Here is a 26,023-nt window from a genome sequence, read left to right on the forward strand (position 1 = left end):
ATACAATACGAAAAAATTATAACATTAATAAGCTAAACTAAATAACCCATTAATATGTGTTAAATAACGTACATTACTTGCCTCTTTCATTAGAGAAGCCGGTAATCCTTTGAGTCCAATCCCGTTTGCCCCGATTGAAGCCACGCCGTCTTTACGACCAAGGCTTGCCAATGTACCGGAGTTTGTTGGATCAAGTGCTTCTAACGTTTTTCCTTGTAAATACGCATATAAGTTATAGCCTACAAGCTCACCCATTTGCCATGCATTTTGTGCAGTAGGAGCGTATGGACGACCACCTTCAGAAGGGAAGGCAACCGCACTGTCACCTACAACGAATACATCTGGATGTGAGCTTGATTGGAGAAACTCATTAACCGTTGCACGGCCACGATCTACTGCAAGTTCTGATTCACCAACCAATGGATTACCTGCTACTCCGCCTGTCCAGACAAACGTATTTGCCACAATGGTACGGCCATCTTTCAACGAGATTTCATTACCACTCACATTTGTTACAGGTAGTCCCATTAAGAATTCTACCCCACGTGCTTCTAGGCTTGCAGTTGCGCGCTCAATTAAATGATCAGGTAAGACCGGCAATACTTTTGGACCGGCTTCAACAAGCTTGATTTTCAATTCTTTTGGATCGACACCAAAACTTTTTGCGATTTTTGGCATATGGTCAACAATTTCCCCGACTAATTCGATACCGGTTAAACCGCCACCACCAATTACAATCGTTGCATCGGCTTCATTTTTAGATTTTGCGTAATCACTAATTTTACCGACGATATGATTGTAGATTTTATTCGCATCATTGACTGATTTCAACACCATGCTATTTTCTTCAAGCCCTGGTATACCAAAGTACGCTGTTACACTACCTAATGCGACCACAAGTGCATCATACTTTACAGTTGAACCATCAGCAACCTTTACCTCTTTATTGTCGACGGAGAAAGATTCGACCTTTGCGATTTTTAAATCGATATCTTTACCTTTGAAAAGCTTTTCTAAAGGTATTGAAACGGCCTTCTCAGAAATTGTCCCACCTGCAAGTCGATGCAATTCAGTAATAATCTGATGTGTTGGATATTGATTGATAACAGTGATTGTAGCGTCATCACTTGATAAATAGTTGCGGACAGTTAGAGCAGTTAGAAGACCACCATATCCTGCGCCTAAAATTACAATGCGTTTTGACATTTTGTTATCCCCTTTTTTATCGTCTTGGAGTAGAAGAATTAGCTTCTGTTCTCACGTTCAGCTGCTACTTGCAAATATGAATTCACAAAACGGAAAAGCTTTTGTGCTTGCGGATCTCTCATCATTTTTAGAAGACCAAAAAGACCAATCACTTCGGTACTATCCTCGGCACGGTCTTTGGCTTCGATCATTGTAGCTGCAATATTTTTTACAGAGTCTTTTACCGGCTCGCCTATTTCTCTTATGAAACCAACTGTATCATTTTTTAATACATCATCGGTTGCAACAGATTGAGCAAAATCATAAGACTTATTCAAAATGGTGACAAGCTCGGTTAGTTTTGGTAATTGCTCTACTAAAGCAGTTAATGATTCTTGCACCTCAGGTTTTAACAGTTGATCAAGAACATCTTGTTTTTCTTGATTTGAAGGTACATGTACGCTTTCTTCAGCACGATTTGTTGCATCATGTTGTGCGGTCATTTGCGATTCTCCTTTACTTTATTAGTTAAAATAAACTGATCCTTACATCAGCAATAAATCAAATTATTGTTGAAAGATAACATGGAAAAAAGCTTCAGCTGTGTTTTCCATTGAACAATATACGCCCATATTCGAGTAAGGTCAAACATATATTTAGATGTCTAATTATTTAGTATGAACGATATTGTTCGGAAATTCATGCCTTCTAAATTCATAATTATTTTCATTTTCAAATGAATCATGCGCCTCTTCAGTTTCATAGCTGATAGAGGCTACTTTTATGGAGCAAAGGAAGGTATGGGCGCTATTTTTCATAAAATGGACAATAAGTAAAAGAAGTATAGATCAAAGCAATTATTTGAGATTGTAATTTGCATGTATATTTTATAGAATAACAAACATAGTTTAATTAGAGTACTTTAATTGAACTATAATTCCGTGAAAATTGAGATGGAGAAAGGAAATAGTACATGAAATTTAGAGAGTTTTTAAAAGGTAAAGGTGCGACCTCCGCAATATTTATGGGGGTTTTATATGCAGTTTGTATGTTAGGGATCTTTTTGCCAGGCTACACGGCAATTCCGGGCAATATTGATCAGCTACCAATTGCGATTATTAACGATGACGAAGGGGAGTTTGGGGGGCAAATTGCAGAGAGCCTAGAAGAACAACTTCCATTCGAGAACATAAAAACAGACATTCCGAATAAAGCAGCTTTAGAAGACTTAGAAGATAACGAATTAGCGTTAGTCATTCATATTCCAAAAACGTTTTCAGCTGATTTGAAAAATAGTGATGTTCCATCAAGCATTGAGTTCACGCTCAATGAAGCTGGCGCAACAGTTGTAGCCTCTTCGATGAATCAAGTTGTGTCTCAAATTAATGCGCAATTAAGTGCGCAATTCTCACAGCAAACCGCAGAAGGCATCTTAATGAACGTTAATGTGCCTGAAGAGCAAGCAAAAGAACTAGCGAAGTCTATTGAAAACAGCTATGTAGGCGATATTGTTACCATCAATGACATTCCAGATGGTATGCACAATAATATGCTACCGATGTTCTTAACGATGGCCTTATATGTAGGGGCAATGATTGCTGCAATGCAATTAGTCGGAGCGTTTAAAGCGAATCGCGGGAAAGCAACGAAAACACGTTTATTCATCTACGTGCAAGTAACAGCAATCATCGTTGGACTAATTGCTGGAGTCGTCTCAACAATCATTGTGATGGGGATTAATGATTTAAGCGGAGTTTTATTCCTGCAGATTTTGGGCCAACAAATCCTGAATTATTGGGTAAGCTTTAACTTCACGGCAACGGTCATCTTCTTGTTTGGAGAAGCAGGTATGGTTCTAAATATTCCAATCTTATTAGTTCAGACACTTGCAAATGGAGCAGTCATTCCACGTGCTATGATGTATGCACCTTATGAGTGGGCAAGCCATATTTCACCGATGTATTACTCGGTACAAGCTTATTTTGCAAATCTATTCGGTAGCACAAGTGTAAGCCCTTATGTGTTAGGGTTAGGCCTAGTTGGACTAGTCGCGATGGTAATAAACATTGTGATCGTGTGGAAATTACACAAACCACTGCCAATAGAATCTGCAAAAATTTAAAATCTGCTGAAGTAAATGAGTAGTTTTGATAGAATAAAACTACTATTTACCGAAGGAGCTGAAACAATGGCGATTCAAATTTTTATTCTGACGAAGCTTATGGAAGAAAATAATTACCCATATAAATTGAAAAAACAAATCGCAGAATTACAGCCTCTTGAGACGATCAATGGTTTAACTGAAAGCAAGTTGTATTACCATTTTGAATCATTAGCAAAGCAAGGCTTCATTGAGGTAAAAGAAATCATTAAAGAAGAGCATCGACCAGACAAACAAGTATTTGCAATTACTGAAAAAGGTCAGGAAGTCATACCGAAAAAGATTTATAAACTCTTTGAAAGTGCAGAAACAATTGGGGATATGGTGATTGGTTTAGCCAATTTGAAATATGTGGATCGTGATAAAGTCATCCGTATTTTAGAGAAAAAGGTAAACGGGATCAAAACGACTTGGGACAAGATGTCCAAATTTGAGGGACGACATTTTATTGAACCGGGGCAAGAAGTTCTAGCAGACTTTATTGGCGATTATGCGAACTATCGAATAAATTCCTCAATAGAGTATTTTGAGAGGTTAATTAAACATATTCGAAATGAGGAAATATAAATTTGCTAATAAACAACACCTAGAAAATACGTACGGAGTATTTGAAGAAAAAGCATACACAAACAGATGAATAATAGGGATGTAAACATAGGAAGACTACAATCTCCCTATGTTTTTTCTTATTCCAATGTCCTTTTGTTCAAATTTTACTAAATCGTAGAAGCTAGGCTGTTTTTTTGGATTGGGCATTTAAAAAGAAATAGAAGACGGACCTTCTATTTCTTATAGGGAATATTCAACAATTCAGGAACAGTGACAAACTCGTACCCTTGCTCTTGCAGTGCAGGAATTATTTGGCGAAGAGATTTGATGGTATTCGTTCGATCTCCACTCGGTTCTGAGCCATCGTGCATGAGAATGATTGAGCCTGGTTGAATGTTACCTACTACTCTCGAAGTGATTACTTCCGGTGAATCTTCTTGCCAATCCAACGAATCCACTGACCATCCAATTACGTAATTGTTTATTTCGCCAAGCTTTTCGACGAGTTCATTGTATAAGAAGCCATATGGTGGCCTAAATAATTCTGTCCGGTAACCAATAATGCCGTTCAGGGCATCTTCCGTTCTAGTCACTTCCCGCTCCAGAGTTTGGAGGTCGGATTCTATGACAAGGTTCGGATGGGAATACGTATGGTTTCCGATTACATGTCCATCGTTTTGCATTCGCTTCACAATGTCAGCATTAGCAACGGCTTTTGAACCTAACACGAAGAATGTTGCTGGTACATTGTACTGTTTCAAGACATCTAATACATCATTTGAAAAGCGTGGGTCAGGACCATCATCAAATGTTAAAGCAATCCGTTTTTGATCCGTAGGACCTTGCAAGAAAAAAATATCCGGATACCGCTGTTGTAGAATTCGTAAGTCAACAGGCTGCTGAATTTTTCGACCGGAATTTTCAATTCCTTCGTCAGGATCAGGCAAATCTTCTTTCGGGTCATCTTGTATGACTGCTGTCGACCTTTCCTGCGCTACATATACCAAGGGCTCGTCATTCGCATAAACAGTCCAGACTTCCGTTATATGCAAACTAAATAAAAACCCCGTCACCAACAACCACTTCAATATTCGAATTTGCATCCATTCATCTCCTTTTTATATTTCATAACAGAGACTATTTATTGTCACCATTGTTATGTTCAACTAAATTGGGTTATTTATTCAGAGAGAAATGAACTTGGCTCTAATTTGAAGCGGTAGTTAATAAACAAACAGCATCCTCGCATTCGCTTTTGTGCGCAAAATTTAGAATTCCATTCGCTTTCTAGAAATGTGGAATGAATAGTATCTATATAAATGGCAGACTGAAAACATTCGTTCACATAGGAGCTTCTTTTTTGGACTACTTATATAGAAGGAAGGAAGTGAATTTTTTGAATATGGAGTGAGAATAGAAAAGTATTGCATCGTTTTTAAATCTTATTTATAGTAAGTAATATAACGTATTTTTCGTTTAATATGCGTAAAATGAAACAGGAAGTTCTGAAAAAGGAGGTATCTCTATGGTTGCTGTGAAACAAAGAAACATGATTTTGTTATTACTTTTCATTGGATGGGCGATTGGGAATTTCGATCGTTATTTTATTAACTACGCAGTACTGTCCATAACAAAGGATTTACAATTAAATCCGACCAGTACGGGATTGATTCTTAGTAGTTTTTTTGCAGGGTACGCGCTTATGCAAATTCCCGGGGGCTGGTTGGCTGATAGATTGGGTTCAAGAAGGGTCCTGATCAGCTCCGTTCTAATGTGGTCGATCTTTACGGCTTTGACTGGGGCAGTGTGGTCATTGGGTTCGATGATCATCATCCGTTTCTTATTCGGAGTTGGGGAAGGTGGATTCCAGCCGGCAAGCTCGAAATTGATTTCGCAAACGTTTCCAACGGATAAAAGAGCTTGGGCCATGTCGATCATGTTATCTTCAGGAGGGATTGTGTCGTTAATCGTACCGCTTCTTTCCGCCTATATGCTAACAACAATAGGTTGGCGTACATCGTTCTTGATCCTTGGTGGTATTGGATTTCTTATCACGATCCTCTTCTGGGTCTTCATCAAACTGCCTGCTGATCTCAAAGATGAGGAGAAGACACTGGCGGGGGATTCCCATCAAGGAATTTTCAAACAAATAATAAAAACGCCACTCATGTTGAATCTGTTTCTTGCCTATTACAGCATTTATGCCATTAACTGGGGCTTGGCGACATGGTTGCCGACGTACCTCGTGAATGTGAGAGGACTTGACTTGATTTCACTTGGATGGATGCAAACAATTCCAGGTTTAGCAATGATTTTCGCAATGTATTTAGCAGGATATGTCATCGATAAACTTCCGCTTGGCAAGGAAAAAGTGGTTGGCGCAATTTCTTGTGTTGTTGTTGGTATCCTCCTTTATCTCATGTTCAATGCACCAAGTGTGACAATGTTCGTTGCATACCAGACGATTGTAATTATTTTTATTTCCTTTGTTATGCTTCTGTTACCGGCAATTATTTTGAAAAGACTTCCATCCGCTGTGACGGGGACAAGCATGGGTATTGCAAATACAGGAGGTCAGCTTGCCGGTTTTATAACCCCGCTTGCGATCGGATTTATTGTACAGACGTTTAACGGTTCATATAATGCGGCTTTTTGGATGCTGATCATTTTCGCTATCATCTGTACGATTTCACTTTTGACGTTGAATTTCCGGAAGGGCGAGCTACTGCAAGCTAACGCGTAGGCTTTAACGGTAATTCATATAGATAAGGAGAGATGAATGATGGAATTCAGGAAATCGATTTCAAGTTTGATTGAACAAAAAAAGGATAAATTCATTGCGTTAAGCGATAAAATATGGGAAGTACCTGAATTGTATTTCGAAGAACATCAATCATCCGCCTACTTAATTGGGGCGTTAGAGGAAGAAGGGTTCCATGTCGAGCGGGGAGTCGCGGGACTTAGCACAGCTTTTATCGGGAGTTTCGGGTCAGGGAATCCTATCGTCGCGATTTTAGGCGAATTCGATGCTTTGCCGGGGCTTAGTCAGAAAAAAGGGCTTTCCCATCATGATCCAGTTGTCGAGGACGGCAACGGGCATGGATGTGGCCATAATCTTTTAGGGACTGGAGCGTTTGCGGCGGCGGTCGCCGTTAAAGAATATATGGAACAGAACGGTTTGCAAGGGACGGTTCGTTATTATGGCTGCCCTGCGGAGGAAAATGGATCCGGTAAAGCCTTCATGTCGCGGGCGGGTCTGTTTGACGATGTAGATGTAGCATTCTCTTGGCACCCTTGGGATGTACCAGGACTCATGAATGTGAAAACGCTTGCCAATTATTCTGCACGCTTCAAGTTCAAAGGAAAGAGCGCTCATGCTGCAGCCACTCCTCATTTAGGTAGAAGTGCACTCGATGCAGTAGAGTTAATGAATGTCGGTGTCAATTACTTACGGGAGCATATGGTGCCAGACGCACGAATCCATTATGCGGTTACGGATACAGGCGGCACTTCGCCGAACGTGGTGCAGGCGAATGCCGAAGTCGTCTATTTGATACGGGCAGTTGAAAAGGATGAAGTGGAATCACTTTATGAAAGGGTTCATGACATTGCTCGTGGAGCTGCATTAATGACGGGGACGACATTTGTCGTCGAATTTGTGGGAACTGCTTCCAATCTGATTCCTAATACTGTCCTTGCTGATGTGATGTATGAAAACCTTGTGAATGTCGGGGTTCCATCCTATGATGAAGCGGACGTCGCATTTGCGAAAGAAATCCGACGCACATTGACTGAGGATGATCTCAATAATGCATATGCTGGACGAGACCGGGAAACCGTGAAAAGGCTGAAGGAAAGAGTGATTGCTGATTTCATACCACCCCATTCCACTACCGAAGCGATTCTTTCAGGCTCAACGGACGTCGGGGATGTCAGCTGGGTCGTGCCAACGATGCAGTGCCTCACAAGCTGTTTTGCTTTAGGCACACCGCTCCATACATGGCAAGTCGTGTCGCAAGGAGCAACGCCGATTGCGCATAAGGGAATGTTGCAGGCGGCGGAAGTTATCGCGTCCACGGCGCTGCAAGTCATGGAAAACCCGACGATCATTGAACAGGCGAAAGCCGAGTTGGTGGACCGCTTGGACGGCAAGTCTTATTATTCTTTAATTCCTGATTCAGTAAAATAATATAAAAAAAGTATCGTGAGGACACACTCCCGATACTTTTTTTATATTATTTCGTGCGAAGTTGCAAAAGAATTTCCTCCATTTTAAGCTTACTGGTAAAATTGGATTATCGGAGTTAAGAAAGTAGGTAATGTCATGTACAGAGTAGCGGTTGTTGGTCCAAATCAATCGGTCGACAGGATTCTTACGTTGGCAAGAGAGATTGAAAAAGAATTAGAGTTCGTTCCGTATATTTATTCAAAAACGAACGAAGTAAAAGACTTCATACTGAATCCAGACATACCGGTGGACTTTTGGCTGTTTTCAGGCTATATCCCTTATCAAATTGCAGTCAATTCGACGGGGACGAACGAAAATTTTGTGTTTATCGATTCAAGTGAATTGAGTATTTATAAGGGAATCTTGAAACTTTCCAATGAGATTGGTAAAATTCCGCAACGGATTAGCGTAGATATGGTTTCATCGTTTCATTTTGATGAAGAATTTACCCAGTTGGAAAAGGACCTGGGGAAGGCATTTATTAAGAAATTCGATGTCGAGATTGAGGCGGAGGAATTGTTAGATTTTCATTACGGGTTATGGAAGCGGAATGAAATAGAAGTGGCGTTAACATGCTATCCGACTGTCTATGAAAGTTTGCGGGAAGCAGGTGTACCGGCATATTGGCTATCACCTTCACGCAATGAGATCTACCAGACTATCCGGATGTTCTTTGAAAAGATTAAAACATCATACTACAAAGACACACAAATCAGTGTCAAAATGATTGAAATCGTGAAGTATGGTGTAATAAAGGAAAAAATGAAGGAATCCTATCAACTGGAATACTTGGAGTTGCATTTAAAGAAAACACTTATACAGCTGTGTGAAACATTAGATGGTTTGCTTATTGAACAAGGAAATGGGCGGTATGTGATCTTTAGTACAAGAGGAGCAGTGGAGCGGAAAATCGGGACATTGAAGGAAAAAGTGGATCATCTATCACTTGAAGCGGACTCGACTGTTGCTGTCGGAATTGGCTTTGGTCAAACCGTCTTTACGGCCGAGGTAAATGCAAACCGTGCCGTTCGGGAGTCGAAGGAAAAAGGGAAGCAGGAAATTATCATTATTCAAGAAGATGGCACGATGATTGATGCAGCGGGGAAGGATGAACAGCTTGTCTATTCTTACCGTACGGACGATAATGAATTCGTGAAGAAACTACAAGAAGGAAAAATCAGCGTTAAGACATTTAAACGAATTGAATCGCTTATTCGGAAAATGGATTGGGCCCATTTCACAACGAAGGATCTGGCGATCCACTTGAACATGAGTGAGCGGAATGCCCAGCGGATCGTTTCCGATTTATGCAAAGTGGATTTAGCTGTATGCGTTGGGGAAGAATCACATTATTCGCGGGGAAGACCGGTGAAAGTGTACCAGTTGACATAATAAACGGCACAACATCCTAACATTTTGCGTAGAAATTGGTCATTTTTTTCACACTTAAAACAGGTGCCTGTGTAAGGCTGAATTCAGTTAATTCACTACAATTTCATATACATAAAATCTGGATGTTGTAGGTATCACGTTTCTTATGATTGCTTGTATAACCATTCAAATTGCTTGAATTAACGTGATTGTTTCTGGCACAGGCACCGTCAAAATTCAAAAAAATCATTCCATCAAAATTGCCGAGGCTGCGTATTTTACAGTATGAGAGTCACGATGGTATCCCGATAGGGCGGGATAGGACACACACACGAAAAATCAATGCGGCGTCTTTGGACCCATTCATTCGGTTTTCGGATCGAAGAGCAGCAAGCTGCCGAACAGACCGACGCCGAAAGTCACCATCCCGCCACAGATAAAGCCGAATCCGACCATCGTTGTTATGCTGGATATAGTGAAACCGCTTTCGAATACACCTAACGAAAAGATGATAAAGCCCAGAACAAGTTCGAGTGTTGCTAGTCGTTTCATAAAATATAGGAAATTAATTTGCATCATGATTCCTCCTTACTCGTTCACCGTTTTGACATATTTTCAGTATACGCGTGAGATGATTGTCTTGTAAATGTATTTTGATAATTTTTTAAAAACCGGTGCCTGTGCATGGTTGAATTTAGTTAATTCACTACAATTGTATATATATATAACTTCGGAATGTCTTCGTTGGTTGTTTCTTTGTATACTTATTAAAATTGGTTGAATTAACATGAATGTTTCTTGCACAGCGTTTAATGTGAAATAAGTCAAGTGCCATGTTGTTGCTATTTTTACGCACGCAAAACCAAGCTTCAGAATGGTATTTTTTTGAAACTCAACAATCACAGAACACTCTATAAGGGCATCTTTCCTTAGCGGGAAAGGTCTTACATTTTCATTCCACAGGGATACATCCTATTAAATCCAAACTCTGTTCTTTCACGTTTTATCCGTATTTGTGGAACAAGACCTAAAACAGGTGCCTGTGCAAGGTTGAATTCAGTTAATTCACTACAATTGCATATACATAAAATCTGGATGTTGTATGTATCACGTTTCTTATGATTGCTTGTATAACCATTCAAATTACTTGAATTAACGTGATTGTTTCTGGCACAGGCACCGTCAAAAGTATTAGTATTAAAGTATAAGGCAGTGGTGGCGGGAAAAGTACTCTATAAATGAGAATCAGATGATGGTATACTATAAGTAGAGAATAAGATGTGAATCAAATTAATCCGATAGAGAGCGCGTATAGGAGAAGGGCAGCCACTGCTGCTCTTCTTTTTTCGGCCAACTTTGTTCTTAAAAACGGGTACCTGTGTCAGGTTAAATTTAGTTAATTCATGACAATTGTGTATACAAGAATGTCGTGGTTGTAGTGTTTATTAGTAAAGTTCCTACACCTGCAATCAGTACGCGAATAAAGGTAAATGGTATACTACATTTAAATAATGCGCATTCTATTTGATGAATAGATTCTCTTTTAAAGTCGTGAAAAAAAAAAGTAGGTGAACAAAGTGGGAAAATATCAATTGGATTATAAAGGTCAATCGGCTGTGACTAAATATCATGAAAAAAACAAGCCTGTTAAGTTTGATAAAAAGCAGCATCTTGAAAAGTTACGTACAGAGTATTTGAATAAAAAGCAAAAACAAACAGATCAATAATTGGAGCGAAAGAGGCTGGGACATAACATAAAAAAACTGCATTATGGCTAATTCGCCTTTTAATGCAGTTTTTAATATTTTTCCAGTGTTTCTTTTCAAATTCTTTAGTGAGTCGGAGCGGAAAAAGGCCGACTCCTGCGGGATTGTAGCGCGAATGTTGAGACCCCGCAGGCAGCGCAGCGGACGAGGAGGCTCAAGCGCGCCCCGCGGAAAGCGTGCCTTTTGGAGCGCAGAGGAACGGTCTATTTAGAGTTTTGTCCCAGCGTCTTTATTTGAGCTCCTTTATTGAATGACCGTTTGGAAGGACAACATGTTAGGTAATAAATGGTCCGGTTGTAATCAATCATACAGTATGATATGGTTTAGGGTGAAAACCAATAAGAATAGTAGAAATGGCAGCAATCGTTATACAAAACCTTAAAAACTTAATAGGATGCACTAGGGGTGTTATTTAACTGAGATGAGTAGAAACTCAAACCCTTTGAACCTGATCTAGTTGATGCTAGCGTAGGAAAGTGTGAACATTCATACATATGAAGAGGGATGACTCTGTCTTTTTCTTAGTGTGTCATATTTGTTTTACGCAACTTTCCTTTTGGAAGGTTGCGTATTTTTTTTTGCTGCCATTTGCCTATTCAACTATTACATGTTTAGGAGCTGTTGAAATGACAAAGGTCGTGTTGGTAACAGGAAGTAGTCAAGGATTAGGGGCAACGATCGCAAGGACATTGGCAAGCCAAGGATTTCGGGTCGTCATTAATTACAATAAAAGCAAAGAGGCAGCCGACAAGATGGCTTTTGAGATTGGAAAAGATCATGCGATTGCGATTCAAGCGGATGTCACCAATCGTGCAGAAGTAGAGCGCATGGTGGAAAAGGCAACGGCATACTTCGGGCAAATTGATGTGGTCGTCAATAATGCATTAATCGATTTCAAATTTGATCCAGTCAAGCAGAAGCCGTTTAGTGAACTATCTTGGGAAGATTATCAGGGACAGTTGGATGGGACGTTAAAAGCAGCATTTAACGTCATTCAAAGTGTCATTCCTCAATTTATTGAACGACAAAATGGAAGTATTATCAATATCGGAACGAATCTGTTTCAGAATCCTGTCGTTCCTTATCATGAATACACGACAGCGAAAGCCGGATTGATCGGTTTTACACGCAATATCGCTGCCGAGTTAGGGGCATACGGTATAAAAGCGAATGTCGTTTCAGGGGGCTTATTGAAAACAACGAATGCGAGTGCTGTTACAACGCCGGAAGTATTTGAATTAATTGCGAACGCTACGCCGTTGAAAAAAGTGACAACCCCTCAAGACGTTGCAAATATGGTCGCTTTTTTGTCTTCAGACCATGCGAGCGGCATTACAGGGCAGAATTATACCGTCGATGGCGGCTTAACAATGAATTGACAAATGGGGGTGTGGAGAGTGACTGAACAAAAAGGGAAACAATTGAACTTAGGTGTTTTGCTGTATGGGTGCGGGCACCACCAAGCTGCTTGGCTCATGCCTGACTCAAGTGTTGAACGCATTGGTGAGATTTCCTATTATCAAGACTTGGCCAAGTTGGCGGAAAGGGGCTTGCTTGACGTCGTATTCTTTGCGGATAATCAATCTTTTGCAGGAAAGAGTTCCAGTGAATTGCCGGCATTTTGGTTTGATCCGCTCATCAATTTAACAGCCATCTCCCAAGTGACAGACCATGTCGGGTTAGTTCCGACGATTTCAAGCACTTTTTCCAATCCGTTTACAGCTTCCCGCCAGCTTTTGAGTTTAGACCATATTACTAAAGGTCGTGTAGGTTGGAATCTTGTTACGTCAATGACTGATGTTGAGGCGCAAAATCATAACATGGATCAACTGCCCTCGCATGATGAACGGTATGAAAAGGCAGATGAATTTGCTGTGTTAATGAATAAATTATTTCTTTCATGGGACAGTGAAGCATTTTTGCATCAACGTGAAGAGAAAAAGTTGATCAATCCTGCAAATATCTCGCCATTCCATCATGAAGGCACCTATTTTAAAGTGTGTGGACCGTCCACTACGCCGAAAAGCCCTCAAGGTAAACCGGTGGCGATGCAGGCAGGGGCGTCCAAACAAGGCATTGCATTAGCCGCAAAACATGCTGATGCCGTTTACTCAGTGTCATGGAATCTTAAGCAAGCCAAAAGATTTCGGGACAAATTAAATGAGCAAGTGAAACAAAGCGGGAACAACAGACATATTAAAGTGTTTCCGGGCTTAGTCACCTATGTGGGGGAGAGCCGTGAAGAGGCTTTTGCCAAGAAAGCCGCAATAGATGTGAAACTTCCTATTGAAACAGCTTTAAAACAGCTGAGCATGTTTATCCGGCAAGACTGTTCCGATTGGGCATTGGATGAAAAGGTTCCTCCATTGCCGCCTGTCGAAGAATTTACTGGGCCAGTCGGCCGGTACGAGACGATACTGGAAATTATTCATGATACAAACCCGACAGTAAGGGAGCTGTTGGGGTATCTGAATGCTGGTGGGGGACATTTCACGCTCATCGGCACACCGGAAGAGATTGTCGATCAGATGGAGCTTTGGTTTAAAGAAGGGGTGGCGGATGGATTTAATCTTATGCCGCCGACATTGCCCGGTAGTTTAGAAGACTTTGTTGAATTAATTGTGCCGGAGTTGCAAAAGAGAGGTATTTACAAAAACGATTATGAAGGTCATACGTTACGTGAATATTTAGGGCTTGAAAACAGGTGCTTGTGATAGCGTGAATTCAGTCAATTCACTACGATTGCGTAAATGTAAATTCAGAATATTGTAGGTGTACTGTATGTTATGCTTGCTTGTATACCCATTCAAAGTGCTTGTCTCTGTCACAAGCACCGTCAAAATTGGAGGAATGCAACACATTTTAGTCTCTTTTGTCAGTTTCCTTGAGGAAATCATTGCATCCCCTTGTTAACCCATAATCACGCCCGTCGTGTCCGTTTTTGCTTCCATCAATACGAGATGATGGATGGCTTCTTTCATTATAATAAGTCTCCAGGACATCTCGGTGCTTATTGCCGTGTGTCAATAAAATGGAGAGCTGTACATCTATGCGAGTTTGGGTGATTTTTTGATGTATCATGAAAAATAGATACAATTCCATGAGAAAAGTAGGCAAAAGAACAGAAAGCCTATTTTAATCGAAAATTTTTCAAACATTTCACCACTTGAAATCCAGTGTACATGAAGAATAGCAAAAACTGATGCAGAAGGTCCCTTGGCAACTTTCGAAAGTTCGTGTTTTTTGTCATTGAATTGAGGGTAGGCTATTTACATTGACGACTGCCGATTTTAAATTGGCGGACTTCCAATAGACTAGCGTAGGAGGTAATTTCTTTGAATGAAAAGGACAAGAATCAAAATGAGCAAAAGGGGCAGGACGTACACCGCGAGACATTGACGACACGCCAAGGGCATCCGGTCAGGGACAACCAGAACATCCGGACGATTGGAGACCGCGGACCAGCGACGCTAGAGAACTATCATTTCATCGAGAAGATCTCGCACTTCGATCGTGAGGAGATTCCGGAACGCGTCGTTCATGCGCGGGGTACGGGGGCGCATGGCTATTTTGAGACGTATGGCAAAGTCGGGGACGAGCCGGTGGAGAAGTACACACGGGCGAAAGTGTTTCAAGGTGCTGGGAAGCGGACGCCGTTGCTCGTTCGTTTCTCGACAGTCGGCGGTGCCAAGGATTCACCTGAAACTGCCCGGGATCCGCGAGGCTTTGCGGTGAAAATGTATACGGAAGACGGCAACTGGGACCTCGTCGGCAATAACTTGAAGATCTTTTTCATCCGTGATGCGATGAAGTTCCCGGATATGATCCATGCATTCAAGGCGGACCCGGCATCGAATATTCCGCATCCGCAGCGCATGTTCGACTTTGTCTCCCGCTCGCCGGAAGCGACACATATGATTACGTTCCTGTTCTCACCGTGGGGGATTCCTGCGACGTACCGCCATATGCAAGGCTCTGGGGTGAACACGTATAAATGGGTGAACGATAAAGGCGAGGCGGTTCTCGTGAAGTACCACTGGGAGCCGAAGCAGGGCATCCGGAACTTGACGCAGGAAGAGGCCGATAAGATACAAGCGAAGAACGTCGGCCATGCGACGCAGGATCTCTATGAAGCGATCGAGCGCGGCGACTATCCGGAGTGGGAACTGTTTGTCCAAATCATGGAAGATGACTACCACGACGAACTTGATTTTGATCCGCTGGACGACACGAAACTGTGGCCGGAAGATAAATTCCCGTGGCTGCCGATCGGACGGATGGTGCTTGATCGGAATCCGGTTGATTTTCATGCGGAGATCGAGCAAGCGGCATTCGGAACCGGCGTCCTCGTCGATGGCATGGATTTCTCCGACGACAAAATGTTGCAGGGACGGACGTTCTCTTATTCGGATACGCAGCGCTACCGCATTGGATCCAACTACTTGCAACTGCCATCCAATGCGCCAAAAACTGCGGTCCGCACGAATCAAATGCGCGGCCAGATGGACCACCGCGACCCGAACGAAGCGGGCGACAATCCGCATATCAACTATGAACCATCAATGATTGGCGGTTTACAGGAGGCACCGAAAGGCGAGCGACCGCCTCACCGCCCGACCTTCAACGCGGCAGCGATGAGCGCGCCAATCGACCGGCCGAACAACTACGGCCAGGCCGGTGACACGTACCGCAGCTTTGAGAACTGGGAACTCGATGAATTGATCAACAACCTGTCCGAAGCCCTCGCCGTCTGCGACAAGCGTATCCAGGATGCGATGGTCGAACATTTCACGAAAGCCGATGAGGACTACGGCCGGCGCGTGAAAGAAGGAATCGAACAGAAAATGCAAGAGAACGAGACAATGACCGCCGACGAATACCTGCCAGGTCGCGAGTCCGGCAAGACGAAATTCGGTCTTGGTACGCCGAAAGCAGCCGACGCTGCACATGACGCAGTCGATAAGAGCAACGAAGCAGATCCATATTGATCGGAATATAGGACGGACACCCGCGTGGAAAGGCATGCGGGTGTTTTAGGCGTGCGCGAAGACGTCAGCTGAAAACAGGTACCTAGGTTAAATTCAGTTAATTCACTACAATTGCATAAACATAAATTTATAATGTTGTAGAATAATGTTTGTTATATTTGCTTGTATACCCATTCAAATTGCTTGAATTAACATGTTTGTTTCTGGCACAAACACCGTCAAATTAGAAGAGCAAACATCCAACTGTCGTGAGATGTTTGCTCTTTTATTAAAACCAGGTGCCTATGCATAGTTGATTTAACCTGAATGTTTCTTACACAGACACTGTTCTACATGTTTCACCATGGCATCCTGCTCATTGCGTCACGCAATTCATCAATCGCATGAATTTTTTCTACCGTATTTATTGTAATTGGCAATTGGTCAGTGACCGGTGCTAGTGAAATTGCGGTGTCTTTTTTTACGGTCATGGCTTTTGGTATGCCGCCAAGCTGCTCGGTCAGTTTTAGGAAAGCCTTCTGAATCTCTTCTTTAACATTCAGGGATTTGAGCACTTCCTGATATAACACCAAACCGGGTTCTACATCGAGCGCGACAATCAGGGTTGGGAAATAGGGTCTCTCGAATGGTGAATCTTGAATAGGCTTGTCGATCATGACAAAATCGAAAATAATGGATGTACGGAGTACTTGCATTTTCTCTAGACGTTTTATATCCAATTCGCTTATGTGCAATGATGGCTCGTCGTCTTGCTTCAGCTTTTCTTCTTTCAGCTGAATGTGAACGCTTTGCCATTCATAGCCTTCTTCAGTCTCTTGCACCATTCGTCCAAAAAACGTATTTCCACCTGAGTAGGAGGGAATCGTAAGGCCTCTCTCAACCTCTTTAAGCATTTCTTTTGCTTGTTCAATTGCGACAAGCAGCATACGGCCTTCCTCCTCGTCTACATGCCAAGGGTAGTAGCCAGGTACAAGGCTGCGCATTTGGACCCATTGTTTCCGTCCACGGAACGACATGCCGTGCTGTTTGAGCAAATCGTAATCGGCTGCATCCAGTTCATCTCGGTCGACAAATGAAAGGAGCAAACTGTGCTGCTTCAAAAAGATGTCTCTGGTGGATTCCCCGGAAAGGGTTGATTTTAGCGCTTGGAGTCCAGTATTCCCAACATATACGGCTAATCCGAACTCCTCTCCTCCAGCTCCAAGTATCGAGCAGTAAAGGAACTGACGGCTTTCCCAATCCGCGACAATGAAAATTTGATCATCCTCAAGAAATTCCCATGGCTTGAGTTTGTTGAAGGACTTTGCTTCCTCTAATAGTTCTAGCCAATCAAATTCATCGTCAGGATTAGCGGAATCCAGTAATCCGATTTCCAAGGTTTTTAGTTTAAGGTTTATTTCTTCGGTAAGCTCTCGCCAGTCCTTCTCTTGAATAGAGGCGTCCATAGCCCGGCTATCTTCCTCGGGTGCCAGTTTCATTGCTTTCAAGCAGTATGGATAGTGCACATCCAGTTCGGGCTTCAGGATTTTCTCAAGCACGATTTCATGCTCCCAATCAGCGCCGAAGTCATAGGTGTAAATGGCGCGGTCCTTCTCCGCCATGAACCAGTCGCATATTCTTTCTTCTTGTTCTTCGTAAAAATCGTGGAAAGAGAAAAACGGAAATACCATATTTTCTCTATCTTCAACGGGTCCGATTTCTACCTTTGTCTTCTCTCCACCGCTACGCAACATCATAAACGAATGAAGGTGTGAATCTTCCCAGTCAAACGCCACTTGCAATACGTGATGAAAGTCGACAAAAGACATATTTCCATCCAGTTGAAAACGTCTCCATACAGGCGGGCTCATTCCCTTTAAGCCCACTTTCATTTGATAAATCATGCAATCACACCCACCTATTTAAGTGAATTTTTTGATAGAATAAAATAGATAACTTGAGGCTGCTTTTTATAAGGAGATGATTTGTCTTGGTTACACTTTACACTAGAATGGGCTTTCTTCTCAACAAGATGTAACCGATACTGTGTAAGGTTGAAATCAGTTAATCTACTAAAATTGCACATCTGGATGGTAGGTATACTGTTTGTTATGCTCAAATTGCTTGTTGCTGGCACAGGCACCGTCAAATAGGTCTGTGTAAATAACTCTTGGAGGGATAAACATGGAATGGAATGAAGTTGAAGATGTTGAGGATATAAATAAACTGCTAAAAACGTTTGGTTACTTTCACGACAGTTGCTTAAAAGAGTTGGTGATGTGGAACGACTTCCATGTGCAAAAGGATCTTTCAATGGCATTTGGCGATGGGCTTGATAACAACATTAAAATGCTCTTCCAAAGGCAATTTAACGATCCATCAGCGATCGAATTACTCTTTGAAGGCGTGAAAGAATTTCATCTAGGTGATGCTGGCTTAATCTTAGATGCGAATCTCATACTTCAAGATGGAATGTTTATTTGGGCAGATGCTTATGAATGGAAACCAAATGATAACGACGAGAATATTACTTGGATTGCCTCTATGAAAGTTAAATGACGTGATGTCAGTCATTGGATGGGTGACGAGAGAAGATATGGAGAGCTGACGGAGAGTTGAACAATTGAAAAAGGTATTTATGCTAGGTTAGATTCAGTCAATCCCTTACAATTGCATATACATAAATACCGAATGCTGTAGGTATACTGTTATTATGCTTGCTTGAATACACATTCAAATTACTTGTTTCTGGCACACCATCAAAAAATAAAGCAGAAGAAGCATGTTCGCTCCGGATGAAGGGGGGACATGCTTTTTTTGCTTTGATTCACTTTCGTGACTGTTGAATTGTGCGAAGTAACCAATCATGTACGCCATCCAGTAGAACATCGATCCAACTCACGTAGATTCTCCGATGTGCAAGGGAGTACGTCCATAATCGCTTCCTGTTTTTCATTCACTCCAGCCAATCGGGAACGCGTACGTATCGTTCGCATATTCTGTTAAGAGGTGGTTACAGGATGGAAGGTTTATTTGCGCTGTTCCTTTATGGGAATTTTGTGTTGTTTCTCTTTTTGTATATGTATATACATCGGCACCGCCGACTAATTGGTTTTCATTTAGGTATGAATATTGCAATGACGGCTGGGGGGATGGCTGGCCTCTTGACGGGGATTATGCTGATTTTTCAATACCCGTTTCACTTTACGCTCATAACGATCCTTGCAACCATTATTGGAATGGGGGTAGGGGCGCTATTTGGTGCGTTGTTTGATTACCAAACGATGTTAACGGGACTCATTAACGGACTGATGGTGGGCATTATGGCGCCTATGTTAGGGGCGATTTTAACGGAGCAACTCTTTTTTGGGATCGTCCTTGAAGGATTAACTATTGCTGTCGTCACGATTTTAATCGTCGCGATCAGGAGTACATAAGGAGGGCGCAATGATTATCATTTGGGGGTTAGCTATATGGAATGTTGCAGTAACGATTTACTGTTACCTCATTTTGCGGAAAAGGAAGCAATTATTTGACGACCGATTTGCCACAACCTTAACGAATACGGCAACGTTCATCGCAACAATTGTTGTGAGCTTGCACGTATCGGTTCTGTTAACCGTTGAACTCTCCTTGATTTTCATACTGAACATGATCATTGGGGTTAGCATTGGCTCGCTTTTTGGTTCACTCGTAAAGTACCATTCAGTCCTCATTGGTTTTTACAATGGATTGATTGGTAGTTCAATGGGAGTGATGATTGGGGAAGTCTTGAAGAATCCGCAAATTTGCAGCATCCCAATCTCGAACCAACAGCAAGTAGTCATGAATATGTATCAGCTATGTGGATTTGCAACTCTTTTGCTGATTGTTGTCTTTGGTCTCGTTTTATATTCAATGCGAGTATGAGAGGTGTATGCATATGAAAAAGAACATTGTTATCGCGTTCATCGTTTGCATAGGGTTCGTAGTCGTATATTTGTTTATGCCCCGGACTGTAACCCTTCCGAAACTAGCGCTCGTGAAAGATCCGCATTTGCCTGCGATTACTGGTGAAACCTTCACATTCTCCACCGAAAAACCAAAGCTTGTCGCCTTTTTCTTTACCGAGTGCCCGAATGTTTGTCCCATGACGGTCATCGACTTATTGAAGGTGCAACAGTCGTTGGTAGATGAGGGGATTAGTGAACAACAATACGACGTTGTCTTCATCACGCTCGATCCGGAGGTGGATACGGTTGAGAAAATCCAGCAGTACAAAGAACAATTTGCGATTACTGCAGAGAATTGGTTTTTCCTAAGAGGCACGGTTGAGCAGACAGAGAAAGTTGCCAAGCAGTTCAACATGTATTTCACGAAAGACCCTGATGGCACTATCGTCCATAGCACAACGATGTATGTAGTAGATCGCGACAATCAGATTCGTGCACATCATCCTATGAGTACTGGGGCACAATCAATGAATGTAGAGCAGCTAACTGAAAATTTGAAGAGCCTCTTACAGTAAGCACGGAAGCGGTTTTCAGCATAAACGACTGTACCTAAAAAAGTATTCCCCATATAGTAGCAGAGAGTAGTATTAAACATCATTAGAAAAAAGAGGAGAGGGGGCCATAAGTGGAGCGGAAAAATGCGTACCCTACATTTTCTTCCCCGACAAGTTCAGTGTCAGACGAAGAAACGAGAATTTTAACGGAACACATTAGCCAGATGAACATGTTTAAACTGATTAATTTGTATGAACCGCACCGTAAAGCGTTAACGTTGAAGAAGTTCTTTAAAATGAAACGTCATCAGGAGGTTGTCATCACACTGTTAAACCGTACGGCAAAGGAAGCCGTCATTACAGGAAAAGTGACAACCATTGGCAGAGACTTTGTCATGCTAACCAATTTAAAGAAACGAATTTGGCTCCCTTATACCGCTATCGAATCAGCTACGATCCCCTTTGGTACCCCTACGTACACAAATCCTTATCAAAATCACATTTATGACAATCAACTAAGGAAAAAAATCGTCCTTCGATTTGGTGAAACCGTGTCGAAGCGGGATGCCCTTGTCCAACAGTTTTTTGAAGAGTCCATGCGAACGAATCTCCATGCTTGGAAAGGAACGTGGGTAGTCGTTCGGACTTGCAATCAAACAAAAATCGGGAAAATCCTCAAAACCGATCAAACAAAATTATGCCTAACAATACGCAATGCTGAAGTGGACATTCTGCTTGAAGATATTCAATCTGTCTCAACGATAAGGTTCATGACTATGTGGAAAGAACTGCTTAAATCCTTTAGTAGATGAGTGAATGGACAGAAGAAAGTTTTTATGAAAGAAGGTTGATGAGATGAGTACGAACGACAAAGAGCTCAACGATTTGCCGCTGACTAGTCAGCGCGACGAAAGAATGCTGGATGAGTTAAAAAAGATGAAGGGCAGCCAACTATTAGTTGTTACCAATGCAGTCCAATTAAATCTATTAGGGCAAGTCTTCCGGCCGATTTTTTGTGGCACGGTTGAAGAAGTTCAAGTTGGCCACATTACCTTGTCACCCGTCATTATAAAAATGGTCAATGCTCCTTTTTATAAATTCCCGTTCCCATTAAGCATTCCGCTAGAAAAAATTACAGCATTCTCTAAGGAAGTGCCTTGTGATTTGGTATTCCCACTCACTTAAGAAGTTATTTTTAAGGCAAACAAAACTGCTCATTTTCAAAAAGTCGCACGTAAAGGGAGGATTTATAAGATGGAAAAAGCTGTTCAATTAGGTGAGGTTAACGCGATGCGTTATGAAGCAACCGTGCAGATTTTTAGAAGAAACAAAGGAAAAAAGGTTTTTATCTTAACAGAAGCATTTCCGTTCATGTTTATCGGCATCATCAAAGACGTGGTGGAGGATTACGCTGTGTTGGATGTGCAAGTTACTAGCATTCCTGCACTGGAACGCAAGGAGTGGCTCGTTCATGTTGACAAGATTGAAGTTTTTTATTTTGAAACAGAATTGGGTCCCAAAATTCCTGATTTAAAAGATTAATTGAGAAGAGGGTGTTCAATGAAACGAAGGTACCACGTGGTTGCCATCCCGATACGAATCGTTGTTAATACCTTTGGCGACCACAATCCGAATGGGGTTATGTATGTATTAAAGGAAAATGAGAATAAAGTCAAAGAATTAGTCAGAAAGAATCCTTTTACACCTGTCGAGATTGTGCAACCGCTTGTAATTCGGGCGAATGAAGGCGATGTAGTTGAAATAGTTTTTGAGAACAAACTGCCCTATAACACCGGTATGCATTTTCAAGAGGCGGATTATGATGTCTGTACTTCTGATGGCGCGATGGTGGGGTTTAATAAAGACACGACAGTTGCACCGAATGAATCCATTCTGTATCGAATTCATGCGGTAAAAGATGGCAATTATTTCTTTTCCGATTTAGGAAATCCATCGAGTACTGAGAATGGTTCCAATGGTAACGGATTGTTTGGAGCGTTAGTAGTTCAGTGCCGTTTTTCCTGGTGGACCGACCCAGTTACAGGGAAGCCGTCCAATAGCGGTGTGTATGCCGATATCCATCACCCATTGCTGCCCTCCTTCAGAGAATACGTTTGGATGTTCCACGATGAAATGGAAGTGAATGATCTAACCGGAAACCGGCCCATCAATCATATTTCCAATCAGGAAGAGGAATCATTTCACGGAGCGAACTATCGGTATGAACCTGAGAATAGACGATCACAGCTGCTTGCTGAAGGGGTAGTCTGTCCGAACTGTGAAGGGGAGGAAGTCCATCATGATTCGTGGGTTTTTGGCGATCCATCCGCCCCGATTTTAAGGGGATATGTAGGTGATCCTGCTAAAATCCGACTATTCCATGGGGGACTAAAAGAAACGCATGTCTTCCACTATCATGTCCATCAATGGATTAGTGACCCGCATGATTTATCTTCTGAGATTATTGATGCGCAGGCGATTAGCCCACAGGCTCACTATACAATTGAGCCTCTTTACGGGTTAGGAAGTTTGCAGGGGGCTATCGGAGATACGATTATACACTGCCATCTTTATCCGCACTTTGCAGCAGGAATGTGGGGGATGAACCGCGTATTTGATACCCTCCAAGACGGCAGTCAATGTTATCCGAATGGTGAACCGATTGCAGCGCTTCAGCCGCTTCCAGATCGACCGTTGCCTCCAAAACCGACAAAACTTAGACCGGGCTTTCCGAATTTCATCCCGGGTAAAATCGGATATAAAGCTCCACGGCCACCTCTCGGAATCGTTGGAGGTAGAGGGTTAACAGAATTAGAACATCATGCAGCTGTTCCGAACCCTCGGCCAGGAGCAGTATTTGCCGACCCATGTCCCCCAGGCGTCAATGTCAAAGAATTTAATGTATCGGTTATTGAACTCCCCATTGTTTACAACAAGCAAGGCTGGCATGATCCGAAAGGACGGATGTTTGTCCTGGATGAAGACTTGGAAGCGGTTTGTTCGGGTGAAAAAGAACCTGAACCGCTTGTCTTCCATGCGCCTGCTAACACATGTATCCAAATAAATCTCACGAACCGTCTTCCGCATATTCTTGATGGCGATGCTTTTCAACTGGTAACGCGAACATATGAAGTAGGATTTCATGTTCATTTTGTGAAATTTGATGTCCTTGTTTGTGATGGAGCAAATGTAGGATGGAATTACGATTCATCAGTCTTACCAGGAGAAACGATCATTTACTCGTATTTTGCTGATGTTGAATTAAAAGCATGGTACTTCCATGATCATTTATTTCCATCATCCCATCAGCAACATGGCGTTTTTGGTTCAGGTGTCATTCATCCACGATTTTCTAAGTTTCTAGACTCGGCAACAGGTGAAGAAGTTGACCATGGCACACAAGTTACTGTGGAAAACCCATTGATTCCAAATTACCGTGACTTCGTTTTGTTCGTACAAGACTTTTCGCTGCTCTTTGATAAAAGTGGCAAACCTCTCAATCCACCAGGTTTCCCTGGTTCGCAGGATGACCCTGGCCTCTTTGGAGTGAATTATAAAAATGAGCCATTGCAATTCCGCCTAGGTCCGGAATGTGACCCGGCATATAGTTTTAGTTCCCATGTTCACGGAGATCCGGTTACACCAATTCTTCAAGCTTATGAAGGCGATCCCATTAAGATCAGGCTCTTACAAGGCTCGCAAGAAGAATCCCACAGTTTTAATGTACACGGGTTGAGGTGGTTAAAGGAAAGAAGGGATATGCTGTCGAGGCTTGATTGCCAACACCATATTGGAATTTCAGAGTCTTTCACGTTTGAAACGTTCATCCCTAGAGCAGGGGACTATTTATGGGCTTTTGAAACGGAAGAGGATTTATGGAACGGTCTTTGGGGATTAATACGGGCATTTGCTGAACGAGTTCCGAATCTCATTTCGCTTTCGGATCGGCCTGAGCCTCCGAAACGTTCCAAGCCTTTGCCGGAATGTACAGGGAAGTTGCCGCCACCAGCAAAAGATCCTACTATCTTGCCAGTTAAAGGACCTGTCCGCAAATTCGATATTGTCGCCTTCCAGATTCCTTTAGTATACAACCAATACGGAGATCATGATCCCAATGGAATTATCTTTGCACTCCGTGAGGATATGGACGCAATTCGAAAAGGGAAAAAGAAACCAGAACCCCTTATTATTCGAGCCAATGTTGGAGATACGGTCGATATTACCTTAACAAGTATGCTGCGGTTTGATTTGTTTCCGTTTAAAGATGGAATTTATCCTTATCCAGAGGTGAAGGAACAAGCATTTTATCCGCCATCCTTGCGCATATCGCTCCATCCGCAGCTCATTGATTATGACGTCAAGACCTCTTCCGGGGAAACGGTAGGATTTAACGATGATCAAACGGTCGGTCCAGGTGAAACACGAAATTACCGTTGGTTTGTAGATAGCCAAGTAGGGGCTTGTGGATTATGGGATATGGCCGATTTCCGCAATCATAAAGGGCATGGTGCTTTTGGTGCCTTTATTGCGGAGCCAAGAGGGACGGAATATATCGATCCGTATACCCTTCAGCCTGTTCTTACTGGCGCGAATGTAATTTTGCGAAACCCATTGCTTCCTGATACGAGAGAATTTGTACTCGTCATGCATGATGGGGTAAGACTACTAGACAAAGACTGTCAGGTACTATTCGACCCAGTGGATAGTATTTTATTAGCCCCTCCAGAGATTGATGAGGATTTGCTGGACACGTATGATAATGGATCACGCGGATTTAATTACCGTTCTGAGCGCCTTATCAATCGTTATCGAGAACATCCAGTGCTCCATCAGCTTTTTTCCTCAAAGGTGTTTAAAGATCCGGCGACGCCTTTGTTGGAGAGCTATGTAGGTGACCCGGTCACAATTCGGTTAGTGACACCGGCAGAAAGACGCAGGTCACATACTTTCCACTTGCACGGTCATCGTTGGCGCTTCGACTCGAAAGATAGTAATTCGCGCGTTGAATCCTTCGTAGGTTCACAAGTCGCTGGAGCTATTCGTAATTTGCAATTGTTAGGCGGGGCTGGTTCAGTAACAGGATTTCCAGGTGACTATATGTATCGCTCTGGCAATATTCGATGGGATATTGAAGCAGGCATGTGGGGCATTTTGCGCGTACATCCGCATCCTCAAAAGCATTTACCCCCACTCAACAGTTATCATACGAGCGATCTTGACGATTCAAGTTCCTATGGATTCCTGTAGATTTGTGAAAAGCGATGCACTCTTTCCCGCACTGACGCTCCATGTAGATGGGCAAGAAGGGAG

The 26,023-nt window shown here is 42.4% G+C and carries 22 protein-coding genes and 1 riboswitch; of the genes, 17 read left to right on the plus strand and 5 right to left on the minus strand.

Going from position 1 to position 26,023, the window contains the following annotated elements:
- Positions 1 to 24 precede the first annotated feature (24 nt).
- Together ACVHUV_RS08160 and ACVHUV_RS08165 are read right to left on the minus strand one after the other, a co-directional pair.
- Positions 25 to 1,206, minus strand: a complete 1,182-nt coding sequence (locus tag ACVHUV_RS08160) for an NAD(P)/FAD-dependent oxidoreductase (RefSeq protein WP_462086674.1) — start codon at positions 1,204 to 1,206, stop codon at positions 25 to 27.
- A 38-nt stretch (positions 1,207 to 1,244) separates the two neighbouring features.
- Entirely contained in the window at positions 1,245 to 1,688 is a 444-nt protein-coding gene (locus ACVHUV_RS08165) for a helical membrane plugin domain-containing protein (RefSeq protein WP_462086675.1), read from the minus strand.
- Positions 1,689 to 2,158: 470 nt separating this feature from the next.
- On the opposite strand from ACVHUV_RS08165, the gene ACVHUV_RS08170 reads away from it, so the two are divergent.
- Complete coding sequence (locus tag ACVHUV_RS08170; RefSeq protein ID WP_462086676.1) at positions 2,159 to 3,307, plus strand: YhgE/Pip domain-containing protein; 1,149 nt, start codon at positions 2,159 to 2,161, stop codon at positions 3,305 to 3,307.
- Positions 3,308 to 3,373: 66 nt separating this feature from the next.
- Positions 3,374 to 3,913 carry a PadR family transcriptional regulator gene (locus ACVHUV_RS08175; RefSeq protein ID WP_371390145.1) on the plus strand — a complete coding sequence of 180 codons (540 nt, stop codon included), beginning with the start codon at positions 3,374 to 3,376 and terminating at the stop codon, positions 3,911 to 3,913.
- Positions 3,914 to 4,128: 215 nt separating this feature from the next.
- Here the strand turns inward: ACVHUV_RS08175 and ACVHUV_RS08180 are convergent, their stop codons facing one another.
- Positions 4,129 to 4,998: a polysaccharide deacetylase family protein gene (locus ACVHUV_RS08180; protein WP_371390146.1), complete on the minus strand. Its 870-nt coding sequence runs from the start codon at positions 4,996 to 4,998 to the stop codon at positions 4,129 to 4,131.
- 422 nt (positions 4,999 to 5,420) lie between these two features.
- On the opposite strand from ACVHUV_RS08180, the gene ACVHUV_RS08185 reads away from it, so the two are divergent.
- The 3 genes from ACVHUV_RS08185 (at position 5,421) to ACVHUV_RS08195 (ending at position 9,515) form a co-directional block, all read left to right on the plus strand.
- Positions 5,421 to 6,638 carry an MFS transporter gene (locus tag ACVHUV_RS08185; protein WP_462086677.1) on the plus strand — a complete coding sequence of 406 codons (1,218 nt, stop codon included), beginning with the start codon at positions 5,421 to 5,423 and terminating at the stop codon, positions 6,636 to 6,638.
- 39 nt (positions 6,639 to 6,677) lie between these two features.
- Entirely contained in the window at positions 6,678 to 8,084 is a 1,407-nt protein-coding gene (locus ACVHUV_RS08190; RefSeq protein ID WP_462086678.1) for a M20 family metallopeptidase, read from the plus strand.
- A gap of 135 nt (positions 8,085 to 8,219) precedes the next feature.
- Positions 8,220 to 9,515, plus strand: a complete 1,296-nt coding sequence (locus ACVHUV_RS08195) for a hypothetical protein (RefSeq protein ID WP_462086679.1) — start codon at positions 8,220 to 8,222, stop codon at positions 9,513 to 9,515.
- Between the two features lie 342 nt (positions 9,516 to 9,857).
- Here ACVHUV_RS08195 and ACVHUV_RS08200 read toward each other — a convergent pair whose 3' ends face one another.
- Complete coding sequence (locus ACVHUV_RS08200; RefSeq protein ID WP_371390150.1) at positions 9,858 to 10,070, minus strand: hypothetical protein; 213 nt, start codon at positions 10,068 to 10,070, stop codon at positions 9,858 to 9,860.
- Between the two features lie 1,001 nt (positions 10,071 to 11,071).
- Between ACVHUV_RS08200 and ACVHUV_RS08205 the strand changes: the two genes are divergently transcribed.
- From ACVHUV_RS08205 to ACVHUV_RS08220, 4 genes are all read left to right on the plus strand, one after another.
- The gene (locus ACVHUV_RS08205) at positions 11,072 to 11,221 is read left to right on the plus strand and encodes a hypothetical protein (RefSeq protein ID WP_317945483.1); all 150 of its coding nucleotides are present in this window, start codon (positions 11,072 to 11,074) and stop codon (positions 11,219 to 11,221) included.
- 430 nt (positions 11,222 to 11,651) lie between these two features.
- Positions 11,652 to 11,752: riboswitch (TPP riboswitch) on the plus strand.
- 134 nt (positions 11,753 to 11,886) lie between these two features.
- Positions 11,887 to 12,639: a 3-oxoacyl-ACP reductase gene (locus ACVHUV_RS08210; protein WP_462086680.1), complete on the plus strand. Its 753-nt coding sequence runs from the start codon at positions 11,887 to 11,889 to the stop codon at positions 12,637 to 12,639.
- 18 nt (positions 12,640 to 12,657) lie between these two features.
- Entirely contained in the window at positions 12,658 to 13,974 is a 1,317-nt protein-coding gene (locus tag ACVHUV_RS08215; RefSeq protein ID WP_462086681.1) for an LLM class flavin-dependent oxidoreductase, read from the plus strand.
- A gap of 621 nt (positions 13,975 to 14,595) precedes the next feature.
- Positions 14,596 to 16,248 (plus strand): catalase, encoded by a 1,653-nt coding sequence (locus ACVHUV_RS08220; protein WP_462086682.1) that lies wholly within the window; start codon positions 14,596 to 14,598, stop codon positions 16,246 to 16,248.
- A gap of 338 nt (positions 16,249 to 16,586) precedes the next feature.
- Here ACVHUV_RS08220 and ACVHUV_RS08225 read toward each other — a convergent pair whose 3' ends face one another.
- The gene (locus ACVHUV_RS08225) at positions 16,587 to 18,131 is read right to left on the minus strand and encodes a plasmid pRiA4b ORF-3 family protein (protein ID WP_462086683.1); all 1,545 of its coding nucleotides are present in this window, start codon (positions 18,129 to 18,131) and stop codon (positions 16,587 to 16,589) included.
- Between the two features lie 280 nt (positions 18,132 to 18,411).
- On the opposite strand from ACVHUV_RS08225, the gene ACVHUV_RS08230 reads away from it, so the two are divergent.
- From ACVHUV_RS08230 to ACVHUV_RS08265, 8 genes are all read left to right on the plus strand, one after another.
- A complete protein-coding gene (locus ACVHUV_RS08230; protein ID WP_462086684.1) occupies positions 18,412 to 18,786 on the plus strand; it encodes a hypothetical protein in 375 nt (124 codons plus the stop codon).
- 461 nt (positions 18,787 to 19,247) lie between these two features.
- A complete protein-coding gene (locus tag ACVHUV_RS08235; RefSeq protein ID WP_462086685.1) occupies positions 19,248 to 19,664 on the plus strand; it encodes a hypothetical protein in 417 nt (138 codons plus the stop codon).
- Positions 19,665 to 19,674: 10 nt separating this feature from the next.
- Positions 19,675 to 20,136, plus strand: coding sequence for a hypothetical protein (locus ACVHUV_RS08240; RefSeq protein WP_462086686.1), 462 nt, complete (start codon positions 19,675 to 19,677; stop codon positions 20,134 to 20,136).
- Positions 20,137 to 20,149: 13 nt separating this feature from the next.
- On the plus strand, positions 20,150 to 20,734 hold the full coding sequence (locus ACVHUV_RS08245; RefSeq protein ID WP_462086687.1) for an SCO family protein: 585 nt from the start codon (positions 20,150 to 20,152) through the stop codon (positions 20,732 to 20,734).
- A 110-nt stretch (positions 20,735 to 20,844) separates the two neighbouring features.
- Positions 20,845 to 21,525, plus strand: a complete 681-nt coding sequence (locus ACVHUV_RS08250; protein WP_462086688.1) for a hypothetical protein — start codon at positions 20,845 to 20,847, stop codon at positions 21,523 to 21,525.
- Positions 21,526 to 21,568: 43 nt separating this feature from the next.
- Positions 21,569 to 21,898 carry a hypothetical protein gene (locus ACVHUV_RS08255; protein WP_462086689.1) on the plus strand — a complete coding sequence of 110 codons (330 nt, stop codon included), beginning with the start codon at positions 21,569 to 21,571 and terminating at the stop codon, positions 21,896 to 21,898.
- 69 nt (positions 21,899 to 21,967) lie between these two features.
- Positions 21,968 to 22,255 (plus strand): hypothetical protein, encoded by a 288-nt coding sequence (locus tag ACVHUV_RS08260; protein WP_462086690.1) that lies wholly within the window; start codon positions 21,968 to 21,970, stop codon positions 22,253 to 22,255.
- 18 nt (positions 22,256 to 22,273) lie between these two features.
- On the plus strand, positions 22,274 to 25,960 hold the full coding sequence (locus tag ACVHUV_RS08265; RefSeq protein WP_462086691.1) for a multicopper oxidase domain-containing protein: 3,687 nt from the start codon (positions 22,274 to 22,276) through the stop codon (positions 25,958 to 25,960).
- Positions 25,961 to 26,023: the final 63 nt, after the last annotated feature.

It is taken from the genome of Sporosarcina saromensis (genome assembly GCF_054901285.1).

Excerpts from the sequence above, each read along its gene's own strand:
- ACVHUV_RS08170 (WP_462086676.1), top strand. The coding sequence starts at position 2,159 with ATGAAATTTAGAGAGTTTTTAAAAGGTAAAGGTGCGACCTCCGCAATA.
- ACVHUV_RS08160 (WP_462086674.1), bottom strand. The coding sequence starts at position 1,206 with ATGTCAAAACGCATTGTAATTTTAGGCGCAGGATATGGTGGTCTTCTA.
- ACVHUV_RS08210 (WP_462086680.1), top strand. The coding sequence starts at position 11,887 with ATGACAAAGGTCGTGTTGGTAACAGGAAGTAGTCAAGGATTAGGGGCA.
- ACVHUV_RS08240 (WP_462086686.1), top strand. The coding sequence starts at position 19,675 with ATGATTATCATTTGGGGGTTAGCTATATGGAATGTTGCAGTAACGATT.
- ACVHUV_RS08255 (WP_462086689.1), top strand. The coding sequence starts at position 21,569 with ATGAGTACGAACGACAAAGAGCTCAACGATTTGCCGCTGACTAGTCAG.
- ACVHUV_RS08175 (WP_371390145.1), top strand. The coding sequence starts at position 3,374 with ATGGCGATTCAAATTTTTATTCTGACGAAGCTTATGGAAGAAAATAAT.
- ACVHUV_RS08195 (WP_462086679.1), top strand. The coding sequence starts at position 8,220 with ATGTACAGAGTAGCGGTTGTTGGTCCAAATCAATCGGTCGACAGGATT.
- ACVHUV_RS08245 (WP_462086687.1), top strand. The coding sequence starts at position 20,150 with ATGAAAAAGAACATTGTTATCGCGTTCATCGTTTGCATAGGGTTCGTA.
- ACVHUV_RS08230 (WP_462086684.1), top strand. The coding sequence starts at position 18,412 with ATGGAATGGAATGAAGTTGAAGATGTTGAGGATATAAATAAACTGCTA.
- ACVHUV_RS08165 (WP_462086675.1), bottom strand. The coding sequence starts at position 1,688 with ATGACCGCACAACATGATGCAACAAATCGTGCTGAAGAAAGCGTACAT.
- ACVHUV_RS08190 (WP_462086678.1), top strand. The coding sequence starts at position 6,678 with ATGGAATTCAGGAAATCGATTTCAAGTTTGATTGAACAAAAAAAGGAT.
- ACVHUV_RS08180 (WP_371390146.1), bottom strand. The coding sequence starts at position 4,998 with ATGCAAATTCGAATATTGAAGTGGTTGTTGGTGACGGGGTTTTTATTT.
- ACVHUV_RS08200 (WP_371390150.1), bottom strand. The coding sequence starts at position 10,070 with ATGCAAATTAATTTCCTATATTTTATGAAACGACTAGCAACACTCGAA.
- ACVHUV_RS08260 (WP_462086690.1), top strand. The coding sequence starts at position 21,968 with ATGGAAAAAGCTGTTCAATTAGGTGAGGTTAACGCGATGCGTTATGAA.
- ACVHUV_RS08185 (WP_462086677.1), top strand. The coding sequence starts at position 5,421 with ATGGTTGCTGTGAAACAAAGAAACATGATTTTGTTATTACTTTTCATT.
- ACVHUV_RS08235 (WP_462086685.1), top strand. The coding sequence starts at position 19,248 with ATGGAAGGTTTATTTGCGCTGTTCCTTTATGGGAATTTTGTGTTGTTT.
- ACVHUV_RS08265 (WP_462086691.1), top strand. The coding sequence starts at position 22,274 with ATGAAACGAAGGTACCACGTGGTTGCCATCCCGATACGAATCGTTGTT.
- ACVHUV_RS08225 (WP_462086683.1), bottom strand. The coding sequence starts at position 18,131 with ATGATTTATCAAATGAAAGTGGGCTTAAAGGGAATGAGCCCGCCTGTA.